Source organism: Xanthomonas sp. NCPPB 2250 (assembly GCF_056725265.1).
On sequence record NZ_CM161520.1, the window covers coordinates 3,199,655 to 3,210,010 of the forward strand.

Annotated in this window: 8 protein-coding genes; 6 read left to right on the plus strand and 2 right to left on the minus strand. The window is 71.9% G+C overall.

What is annotated here, in order from left to right:
• Positions 1–7: 7 nt before the first annotated feature.
• A complete protein-coding gene (locus AC1PMG_RS12640; RefSeq protein WP_039729525.1) occupies positions 8–1,297 on the minus strand; it encodes a nucleotide sugar dehydrogenase in 1,290 nt (429 codons plus the stop codon).
• Between the two features lie 364 nt (positions 1,298–1,661).
• Between AC1PMG_RS12640 and AC1PMG_RS12645 the strand changes: the two genes are divergently transcribed.
• Together AC1PMG_RS12645 and AC1PMG_RS12650 are read left to right on the plus strand one after the other, a co-directional pair.
• Positions 1,662–1,985 carry a hypothetical protein gene (locus AC1PMG_RS12645; protein ID WP_048488963.1) on the plus strand — a complete coding sequence of 108 codons (324 nt, stop codon included), beginning with the start codon at positions 1,662–1,664 and terminating at the stop codon, positions 1,983–1,985.
• A gap of 15 nt (positions 1,986–2,000) precedes the next feature.
• Complete coding sequence (locus tag AC1PMG_RS12650; RefSeq protein WP_267094703.1) at positions 2,001–2,177, plus strand: hypothetical protein; 177 nt, start codon at positions 2,001–2,003, stop codon at positions 2,175–2,177.
• A 78-nt stretch (positions 2,178–2,255) separates the two neighbouring features.
• Here AC1PMG_RS12650 and AC1PMG_RS12655 read toward each other — a convergent pair whose 3' ends face one another.
• Complete coding sequence (locus AC1PMG_RS12655; protein ID WP_267094702.1) at positions 2,256–3,236, minus strand: LacI family DNA-binding transcriptional regulator; 981 nt, start codon at positions 3,234–3,236, stop codon at positions 2,256–2,258.
• Positions 3,237–3,397: 161 nt separating this feature from the next.
• Here AC1PMG_RS12655 and ptsP point away from each other — a divergent pair, with 161 nt between their 5' ends.
• From ptsP to AC1PMG_RS12675, 4 genes are all read left to right on the plus strand, one after another.
• On the plus strand, positions 3,398–5,911 hold the full coding sequence (gene ptsP, locus AC1PMG_RS12660; protein ID WP_481109113.1) for a phosphoenolpyruvate--protein phosphotransferase: 2,514 nt from the start codon (positions 3,398–3,400) through the stop codon (positions 5,909–5,911).
• Entirely contained in the window at positions 5,908–6,861 is a 954-nt protein-coding gene (pfkB, locus tag AC1PMG_RS12665) for a 1-phosphofructokinase (RefSeq protein ID WP_481109114.1), read from the plus strand. The genes ptsP and pfkB overlap by 4 nt, the downstream gene beginning before the upstream one ends.
• Positions 6,862–6,916: 55 nt before the next feature.
• A complete protein-coding gene (locus AC1PMG_RS12670; protein ID WP_481109115.1) occupies positions 6,917–8,641 on the plus strand; it encodes a PTS fructose transporter subunit IIC in 1,725 nt (574 codons plus the stop codon).
• A gap of 92 nt (positions 8,642–8,733) precedes the next feature.
• Positions 8,734–10,002 (plus strand): carbohydrate porin, encoded by a 1,269-nt coding sequence (locus AC1PMG_RS12675; protein ID WP_481109116.1) that lies wholly within the window; start codon positions 8,734–8,736, stop codon positions 10,000–10,002.
• Positions 10,003–10,356 lie beyond the last annotated feature (354 nt).

Here is a 10,356-nt window from a genome sequence, read left to right on the forward strand (position 1 = left end):
AACTGCGTTACAGCCGGTCGTCCACCGCCGCGCGCGGCCACACCGACTTGACGTCGTAGACCACCAGGTCGGGCGTGCCGAGGGCACGGATCTGCGCCGCGTCCAGGTCGCGGTAGGCCGCGTGCGCCACCGCCAGCACCACCGCGTCGTAGCGGCCGGGCACCGGCTCGGGCAGCAGGTCGACGCCATGCGCCTGCGCCGCCTGCGGGTCGGCCCAGGGATCGCAGGCGTCGACACGGGCGCCGGCCGCGGCCAGCGCCTGCACCAGCTCCAGCGCGCGGCTGTTGCGCAGGTCCGGGCAGTTCTCCTTGAAGGTGACGCCGAGCACCAGCACGGACGCATCGGCCATCGCCACGCCCTTGCCGGCCAGCAGCGCCTGCACCCGCGCGGCGACGTGCGCACCGACCCGGTTGTTGACCTGGCGCGCGGTGTGGATCAGGTCCGGGTGGTAGCCCACGCTCTCGGACTTGTGCAGCAGGTAGTACGGATCCACACCGATGCAGTGGCCGCCGACCAGGCCCGGCCGGAACGGCAGAAAGTTCCACTTGGTGCCGGCCGCGTCCAGCACGTCCTGGGTGTCGATGCCGAGCCGGTCGAAGATGAGGGCGAGTTCGTTGACCAGGGCGATGTTGACGTCGCGCTGGATGTTCTCCACCACCTTGGCCGCCTCGGCCACGCGGATCGACGGCGCGCGCCAGGTGCCGGCGGCGATGATGCCGGCATACAGCGCGTCCACCGCGTCGGCGGCGGCCGGGTTCGAGCCGGAGGTGATCTTGCGGATGTCGGCCAGGCGCCGCTGGCGGTCGCCGGGATTGACCCGCTCCGGGCTGTAGCCGCAATGGAAGTCGACGTCGCAGCGCAATCCCGAGCCCTGCTCCAGCAGCGGCACGCACACCTCTTCGGTGGTGCCCGGATAGACGGTGGACTCGTAGATCACCAGGTCGCCGCGCTTGAGCACGCCGGCCAGCAGCTCGCTGGCCTGGCGCAGCGGCTGCAGGTCGGGCTGTTCGTGCGCATCGATCGGGGTCGGCACGGTCACGATGTAGACGTTGCGGTCGCGCAGCGCCGCCGCGTCGTCGCTGTAGCGCAGGTGTACGCCGGCGCGCAGTTCCTCGGCCTCCAGTTCCAGGGTCTGGTCGTGCCCGTCGCGCAGTTGCGCCACGCGCTGCGCATCGATGTCGTAGCCGAGCGTGTCGTGGCGGGCGCCGAACGCCACCGCCAGCGGCAGGCCCACATAACCGAGGCCGATCACGGCGATGCGCGGCGGCGCGGAATCGAGCACGGGAGCAACGGGCATGCCAGTCCTTTGCGGGCACCGGCGGCGGCGGCCGTCGGCGCGTGAGGGGGAAACGGGATGCCCGCGGACGCGGGCACCATCCATGGTAAGCCGCTCGAGCGGCGCGGACCAAGTCGATCCGCGGAACGCCGGGGTTGCGCATGCGTGCCGCGTCTTCACATGCCACGCGGGCCGCCTTCACAACGCCGTGTGTGAAAGTCGCCGCCCGAGATCACGCTTTGTCGCCGCGCAAGCGCGCGTCTTGTCATGCACACCACATGAGCACCACCTCACCTTTACGCGGCACGGCCTAGGGTGATGGAGCGGTTGCTGCCAGGGGGGCACCATCCGCCTCCCTCTTCCCTCTTACTCAAGGAGAACTCGCGTGAGTCACGCTCCGAGCCTGCTCGTGGATGTCGAAGCCGAATTGGCGCATTGGAAAGCGCTGCACGCGGCGGGCAAATTGGGGTCGCAGTCGTTCAGCGAGCATGCGCGCCTGATCAAGATGGCCTGCGACGTGTTCCTGCAGTTGCCGCGCGAATCCAACGACGTGCGGCTGCAGCGCCTGCGTCAGCGCTACGACGCCGAGCACCCCTGGCCGCGCATCGCCTGGAGCGATGCCGAAACCCTGGTCGTCGCCTGCTGGGCACGTCTCGATGGATCCGAGCAGCGCGACCGCAGTCCCGATCCGGCGCATACCCCCGCCTGATCCACGAGGTCCGCCATGTCCCCGCCCGCCAACCGCGACAACGCCCACGATTCCCAGCAACGCAGCCACACACCGGACAAGATCCACAACGACGACGCACTGTGGAAAGATCGCGACCAACCCGACAGCGACCCCAAGCGCGACCACGCCGATCCCGAGCACGACTACCCGCGACCGGACGGCAGCGAATAAGCAGGCCACCACTCCCGCTGCGGCAGAGCACCGTCGCCGCAGCGGCACCCCTCTTACACCCTCACGCCCCCGCAGCGGTCAGCGTAGGCTCGACCCGCGCACGATGCAGCGGCCACTGAGCACCACCTTGCGGGTCGGCTGCGTCGGCGCGTTCATCCGCTCCAGCAGCAACGACATCGCGGTGCGGCCCATCTCCTCCACCGGCTGTTCGATCACGGTGATGCCGGGTTCGACCAGATCGGTCCAGCTCTCGTTGTCGAAGCCGGCCAGCGCCAGGTCCTGCGGAACGCGCAGGCCGGCCGCGCGCGCGGCCTTCAGCGCGCCCATCAGCAGCAGGCTGTTGCTGGCCACCAGCGCATCCGGTCGCGGCGTCTGCGCCAGCCAGGCCTGGACCTCGGCGATCGCCGCCTCCGCACTCGGCGCCACCTCGCGGTAGTCCGGCGTCAGCCCGTGCCCGCGCATCGCCTCCAGATAGCCGTCGCGGCGCTCGGCGGCGGTACTGCTGGTCTTGCCGAACAGACCGCCGATGCGGCGCACACCTTGGCCGACCAGATGATCGACCAGCGCCGCCATCGCCGCGGCGTTGTCCAGCACCACGCTGTCGTGCGTACCGCTCTTGCCGGCACGGTCCAGCAGCACCACCGGATGGTCGAAGGTCAACTTGCCCAGTTGGCTCTGGGTGGTGCGGGTGGGGGCGAAGATCAGCCCGCTGACCCGCTCTTCCTGCATCAGTTGCAGATACAGCGCCTCGCGCTGCGGATCCTCGTCGGTATTGCACAGGATCACGCGCATGCCGGCGCGGTAGGCCACGTCCTCGACTGCGCGAATGGCCGCGGTGAAGAACGGATTGCGGATGTCGGCGACGATCAGGCCGACCACCCCGGAGTGCTGCGAGCGTAGCCGCCGCGCCATCAGGTTCGGGCGGTAGCCGGTCTCGCGCACCGCCGCTTCCACCCGCGCCCGCACCTCCTCGCTGACCGGGCCGTGGCCCAGTGCCCGCGACACGGTCGAGGTCGAGACGCCGGCGACGCGCGCCACGTCGTGGATGCTGACGCTCACTGGCAACGTTCCCGCTTCTTTTCCATGTCGACCCCCTGTCGTGTGGCGCCACCGGATAGTAGCACCAGGCTTTTCCGAAAGAATTGTGCACTGCACATTGACGATTGACTGGGAACGTTCCCACACTGCGCCCACTCGCCGCCCACCCTCAAGGATTCCGCGTGTCCCAGACGCCCGCCTCTCCCCTGGTTTCCAGCGACCTGGTCCGGGTCGATGTCCAGGCCCGCGACAAGGCCGACGCGATCGCCCAGGCGGCGCAGTTGCTGGTCGCCGCCGGCTGCGTGCCGCCGGCCTACGAGGCCAGCATGCTGCGCCGCGAAGCGCTGGCCAACACCTTCCTGGGGCATGGCGTGGCGATCCCGCACTGCACCGGCGAGGACCGCCACCTGGTGCGCCGCGACGGCATCGCGGTGCTGCAGCTGCGCGACGGCGTGGAGTGGAACCCGGGCCAGACCACGCACCTGGTGGTCGCCATCGCCGCCCAGTCCGACACCCACATCACCGTGCTGCGGCGCCTGACCCGGCTGATCCAGGATCCGCCGAAGCTGGAGGCGCTGTTCGCCAGCGACGACCCGCAGGCGATCGTCGCCGCCCTGAGCGAGGACGCGGCCGCCACTGCGTCCACCGCCCCGGCCAGCGACCTGGCCGAGCGCTTCGACTGGACCGTGCGCTACCCCACCGGGCTGCACGCGCGCCCGGCCACGCGCTGGGTGGAAACCGCACGCGGCTTCGCTGCCCGCATCCAGGTGCGCGCCGGCGACCAGGTCGGCGATGCCAAGAACCTGGTGTCGCTGCTGCAACTGGGCCTGCACGCCGGCGACACCGTGACCATTTCGGCCGAAGGCCAGGACGCCGCCGCGGCGCTGGCACGGCTGCGCAGCGTGATCGACGGCCTGACCGCACAGGAGCAGGCCGACGCCGACGCTGCCGCGCAACGTCGCGCCGCGCCGGTCGCCGGCTGGACTCCGCCGCAGGCGCAGCCGGCCATCGTCGGCATCGGCGCCAGCCCCGGCCTGGCGATCGGCGTGGTGCACAAGCTGGCCGGCCACGACGTCGCGGTGGCGGACACACCCGTGCCGCTGAGCGACGGCGGCGCCCTGCTGCACGACGCGCTGCAGCGCACCCGCACGCAACTGCAGGCCATCGAAGAGGACACCCGGCGCCGCCTCGGCGCCGGCGATGCGGCGATCTTCCGCGCCCAGGCCGAACTGCTCAACGACACCGACCTGATCACCCTGGCCTGCCAGCTGATGGTCGAGGGCCATGGCGTCGCCTGGTCCTGGCAGCAGTCGGTGGAGCGCCTGGCCAACAAGCTCTCGGCGCTGGGCAACGCGGTGCTGGCCGGACGTGCCAGCGACCTGCGCGACGTCGGCCGCCGGGTGCTGGCGCAGCTGGATCCAGGCCTGGCCGGCGGCAGCCTGACGCAGTTGCCGGCCGCGCCGTGCATCCTGCTCGCCCACGACCTGTCGCCGTCGGACACCGCCAACCTCGACACCAGCCGCGTGCTCGGCCTGGCCACCGCGGTGGGCGGCCCGACCTCGCACACCGCGATCCTCTCGCGCACCCTCGGCCTGCCGGCGCTGGTCGCCGGCGGCGCCGATCTGCTGGACCTGGAGGACGGCGCCACCGTCATCGTCGATGGCAGCAGCGGCCGCCTGTACCTGGCGCCGTCGGAGGCCGACCTGGCCTCCGCCCGCGCCTACATCGACGAACAGCAGCAACTGCGTGCGCGCGAAGCCGAACAGCGCAACCAGCCGGCGCAGACCGAGGACGGCCATCGCCTGGAGATCGGCGCCAACGTCAACCTGCCCGAGCAGGTCGCCGCCGCACTGGCGCAGGGCGCCGAGAGCGTGGGCCTGATGCGCACCGAATTCCTGTTCCTGGAGCGCGGCAGCACGCCCAGCGAGGACGAGCAGTACGCCACCTACACCGCGATGGCGCAGGCGCTGGACGGCCGCGCGCTGATCGTGCGCGCGCTGGACATCGGCGGCGACAAGCAGGTCGCGCACCTGAACCTGCCGCGCGAGGACAACCCGTTCCTGGGCGTGCGCGGCGCGCGCCTGCTGCTGCGCCGCGCCGACCTGCTGCAACCGCAACTGCGTGCGCTGTACCGCGCGGCCAAGGACGGCGCGCGCCTGGCGATCATGTTCCCGATGATCACCTCGGCGGCGGAACTGCTGACGCTGCGCGCCGAGTGCGAGCGCCTGCGCGCGGAACTGCAGGCGCCGGAGGTGCCGCTGGGCATCATGATCGAAGTGCCGGCCGCGGCGATCCAGGCCGATGCGCTGGCGAAACACGCGGATTTCTTCTCGATCGGCACCAACGACCTGACCCAGTACACCCTGGCCATCGACCGGCAGAACCCGGACCTGGCGGCCGAGGCCGACAGCCTGCACCCGGCGGTGCTGCGCCTGATCCGCACCACCGTCGAGGGCGCGGCGCGCCACGGGCGCTGGGTCGGCGTGTGCGGCGGCCTGGCCGGCGATGCGTTCGGCGCGGCCCTGCTTGCCGGCCTCGGCGTGCACGAGCTGTCGATGACCCCCAACGACATCCCCGCGGTGAAGGCGCGCCTGCGCGGCAGCCGCCTGGACGCGTTGCAGGCGCTGGCGCAGCGCGCGCTGGACTGCGAAAGCGCGGCCGAGGTGCGGGCGCTCGACGGCGGAGCCGGCGCATGAGCGTCGATGCCGTCACCGTCACCCTGAACCCGGCGATCGACCTGACCGTGGCGATCGACCGGCTGCAACCGGGCCAGGTGCACCGTGCGCGCAGCGCCCACGCCATCGCCGGCGGCAAGGGCATCAATGTCGCCGCCTGCCTGGCCGATGCCGGCCTGCGCTGCGCCGCGCTCGGCGTGCTCGGCGCCGGCAATGCGCCGGTGTTCGAGGCGCTGTTCGCCGAACGCGGCATCGACGACCGCTGCCTGCGCGTGCCCGGCGACACCCGCAGCAATCTCAAGCTGGTCGCCGACGACAGCGGCGCGACCACCGATATCAACCTGCCCGGCCTGGCCCTGGACCAGGCGCAGCTCGACACCGTCGGCGCGCGCCTGGCCGAGCTGCTGCGTCCCGGCCTGCCGGTGGTGCTCAGCGGCAGCCTGCCGGCCGGCCTGGCCGAGGACACCTGGCGGCAGCTGCAGGCGCAGGCCGCCGCCGCCGGCGCGCGGGTGCTGCTGGACACCAGCGGTGCGCCGCTGCACGCCGCCCTGGATGCGCCGCGCGCGCAACTGCCGTTCGCGATCAAGCCCAACCGCCACGAGCTGGAGGAATGGGCCGGCGCGCCGCTGGCGAGCACGGCCGAGCTGCTCGGCGCCGCGCGCGCGCTGCTGGCGCGCGGCATCGGCCTGGTCGTGGTGTCGCTGGGCAGCGAAGGCGCGCTGTTCGTGCGCGGCGAGCAGGCGCTGCTGGCGCAGCCACCGCAGCTGACCGGCGGCAGCAGTGTCGGCGCCGGCGACGCGATGGTCGCCGGCCTGGTCGCGGCCTTGCGCGCCGACGCCGACCTCGCCACCTGCGCGCGCCAGGCCACCGCCTTCGCCGTGGCCACGCTGGGCAGCGGCGTCGCCCGCCGCCTGCCGCGCGAGCGCCTGCCGGCGCTGGCCGCCGCGGTCCGCGTGGAGACCCTGGCATGACTTCCGCCGCGTCGCTGCCGTGCGCCGCGCCCTCTTGCGCTCATCGGGAGCCCGCATGAATCCGATCCTCGTGGTGATCGCCGCCGGCGATCGCAGTACCGAAGCCGTCCTCGCCGCCGAAGCGCTGCGCCATGCCGCCACGCTGCGGGGCGCGGCGCTGCAGGCCGAGGTGCGCACGCCGCAGGGCGTGATCGCGCCGCTGGACCTGGCCGCCGCCCCTGCCGCCGCGCCGCTGCTGCTGGTCGGCGACGGCGACGCCGATGCCGCCCGCTTCGCCGGGCGCAGCGTGCAGCGCAGCAGCCTGGACGCGGTGCTGGCCGATGCCGGCGCGGTGCTGGCGCCGCTGCTGACCGCGGCCACCGACACCGCCGGCGCGGCCGCTGCCGGCGGCACCGAGGGCGCCGGCAAACGCATCGTCGCCATCACCTCCTGCCCCACCGGCATCGCCCACACCTTCATGGCCGCCGAGGGCCTGCAGCAGGCGGCCAAGGCGCTGGGCCATCAGATCCGGGTCGAAACCCAGGGCTCGGTGGGCGCGCAGGACGCGCTCAGCGCCGAGGAGATCGCCGCCGCCGACCTGGTGCTGATCGCCGCCGACCGCGAGGTCGACCTGGGCCGCTTCGGCGGCAAGCGCCTGTTCAAGAGCGGCACCAAGCCGGCGATCAACGACGGCCCGGCACTGATCCGCAAGGCCCTGGCCGAGGCCAGCGTGCTCGCGACCAGCACCGGCGGCAACGCCCCGGCCAAGGCCCAGGGCGGCCGCTCCGCCGGCCCGTACAAGCACCTGATGACCGGCGTGTCGTTCATGCTGCCCTTCGTCACCGCCGGCGGCCTGCTGATCGCGCTCGCGTTCGCGCTCGGCGGCATCTACGCCTTCGACGACGCGCACAAGGGCACCCTGGCCTGGTCGCTGTTCCAGATCGGCGCCAAGGCCGGCTTCACCCTGATGGTGCCCGCCCTGGCCGGCTACATCGCCTACTCCATCGCCGACCGCCCCGGCATCGCCCCGGGCATGATCGGCGGCATGGTCGCGGCCAACCTCGGCGCCGGCTTCATCGGCGGCATCCTGGCCGGCTTCATCGCCGGCTACGGCGTGGCCGCGCTGAACCGGGCGATTAAACTGCCACGCACGCTCGAGGGCCTGAAGCCGGTGCTGATCCTGCCGGTGCTGGGCACCCTGCTGGTCGGCCTGGCCATGCTCTACGTGGTCGGTCAGCCGGTGGCCGAACTGCTGGCCTGGCTCACCGAATGGCTGCGCGGCATGCAGGGCAGCAGCGCGGTGCTGCTGGGCCTGCTGCTGGGCGCGATGATGGCCTTCGACATGGGCGGGCCGGTCAACAAGGCCGCCTATGCCTTCTCCACCGGCCTGATCGCCAGCCAGGTGTACACGCCGATGGCCGCGGCGATGGTCGCCGGCATGACCCCGCCGCTGGGCATCGCCCTGGCCACCTGGGTGTTCCGCAGCCGCTTCACCCAGGACGAGCGCGGCAGCAGCGCCGCCACCGGCGTGCTCGGCCTGGCCTTCGTCACCGAAGGCGCGATCCCCTACGCCGCGCGCGACCCGCTGCGCACCATCCCCGCGCTGATGCTCGGCTCGGCGCTGGCCGGCGCCATCTCGATGGCCGCCGGCGCCGAGCTGAAGGTGCCGCACGGCGGCGTGTTCGTGCTGCCGATCCCCAACGCGGTCAGCCACCTGGGCATGTACCTGGTGGCGCTGCTCGCCGGCACCGTGGTCACCGCGGTGGCGCTGCGGGTGCTGAAGAAGCCGGTCGTCGCCTAGCCCTGTCCATGCGCCGGCGCGTCGCCATGCGATGCCCCTCCCCCCGTCGCCGCTGGCGGCGCGCCGGCCTTTCCCTGCTGAGGAGTTCCGCCATGTCCCGTCCCCTCGTCTCGTCCCTGCCGCTGGCCACCCTGGCGCTGGCGCTCGCCGCACCGCTGGCCCACGCCCAGGACGCCAGCGACGCATTCAAGCTCAAGCTCGCCTACACCGGCGAAGGCGCCGTGTCGCTGGACGGCGGCAAGCACGAGGGCAGCGCCTACGCCGGGCAGCTGATGTTCGGCACCGACGTGGACCTGCAACGGCTGATGGGCTGGAACGGCGCAACGCTGAAGGTCTACGGCATCAACCGCCACGGCACCAACCTGGCCAACGGCAACATCGGCAACAGCACCTCGGTGCAGGAAATCTACGGCGGCCAGGGCACCCGCCTGGCCAATTTCACCATCGACCAGAAGCTGTTCAACGACCGCCTGGAACTGGAGGCCGGCCGCAGCGTGGCCAACATCCATTTCCTGGGCTCGGAACTGTGCGGCTACTTCCAGGGCAACTCGGCCTGCGGCAACCCGACCTTCGTGTTCCGCACCAGCAACTTCACCTACTGGCCGGTGTCCAGCTGGGCCGCGCATGCCAAGGCCTGGGTGACCCCGAACGTCTACGTCCACGTCGGCGCCTACGAGGTCAACCCGATCCAGGCCGAACGCGGCCAGCACGGCCTCAACTGGAGCACCAACGACCGCACCGGGGTGATCGTGCCCTACGCGATCGGCTACAGCACCCAGACCAGTGGCGCGCGCCTGCCGGCGATGTACGAGTTGGGCGGCTGGCAGGACAACTCCGACTACCGCGACCCGCTCAACGACCGCAACGGCAACCCGGCGCGGCTGAGCGGGCTGGACTATGCCACCCGCAACGGCCGCTCCGGCGCGTTCTTCCGCTTCGAACAGCAGGTCACCCGCCCCGACCCGGACAGCAACCGTGGCCTGGTCCTGTTCGGCTCGGTGCTCAAGGGCACCTCCGGGCAGTTGATCGAAGACCACTTCCTGGAGCTGGGCCTGGTCCAGCGCGGCACCTTCGCCAGCCGCCCGCAGGACAACATCGCCTTCGTCGTCACCCAGCAGCACTACAGCGACGACGCCCTGGAAGACCTGCGCCTGGCCCGCGCCGCGGCCGGCGGCAGCGGCACCCCGCACCGCTCCCAGACCATGATGGAGCTGAGCTACGGCATCCAGGTCACCCCGCAACTGCGCATCGCCCCGAACCTGCACTACATCGTGCATCCGGACCAGTTCAACGAACCGGCGCGGACCCGCGACCTGCCCAATGCCCTGGTGGCCGGGTTGCGGCTGGATTGGGCGCTCTGAGGGGCCGGGATTCGGGAGTCGGGATTGGGGATTCGCAAAGGCGGCCGATTGCAGACTGAAGGGTTGCGTGCAGGCGTGGCGCTGACGGCATGGTGCAGACCGACCCTGCCTGTGCATGATGCCGACATGATTCCCGCTCGATAGCGGCACGTTGAACGCACGAGGCCCCGGCATGCCGGGGCCTCGTGCGTTTTCTTCCCTTCGATTCCGATCGCAGTGGCGCTGCACCGATCCGTCGGCGCCTGCGGGAGCGAAACGTGGCCGGCGAATCGAGATCCGTTCGATTCCGTGCGAGCCGTCTCCCTGGCGCGGGAGCGGTGACGTTGCCGACCCGTTCATGATGCCGCGGACCCG

Excerpts from the sequence above, each read along its gene's own strand:
- AC1PMG_RS12640 (WP_039729525.1), bottom strand. The coding sequence starts at position 1,297 with ATGCCCGTTGCTCCCGTGCTCGATTCCGCGCCGCCGCGCATCGCCGTG.
- AC1PMG_RS12650 (WP_267094703.1), top strand. The coding sequence starts at position 2,001 with ATGTCCCCGCCCGCCAACCGCGACAACGCCCACGATTCCCAGCAACGC.
- pfkB (WP_481109114.1), top strand. The coding sequence starts at position 5,908 with ATGAGCGTCGATGCCGTCACCGTCACCCTGAACCCGGCGATCGACCTG.
- AC1PMG_RS12670 (WP_481109115.1), top strand. The coding sequence starts at position 6,917 with ATGAATCCGATCCTCGTGGTGATCGCCGCCGGCGATCGCAGTACCGAA.
- AC1PMG_RS12675 (WP_481109116.1), top strand. The coding sequence starts at position 8,734 with ATGTCCCGTCCCCTCGTCTCGTCCCTGCCGCTGGCCACCCTGGCGCTG.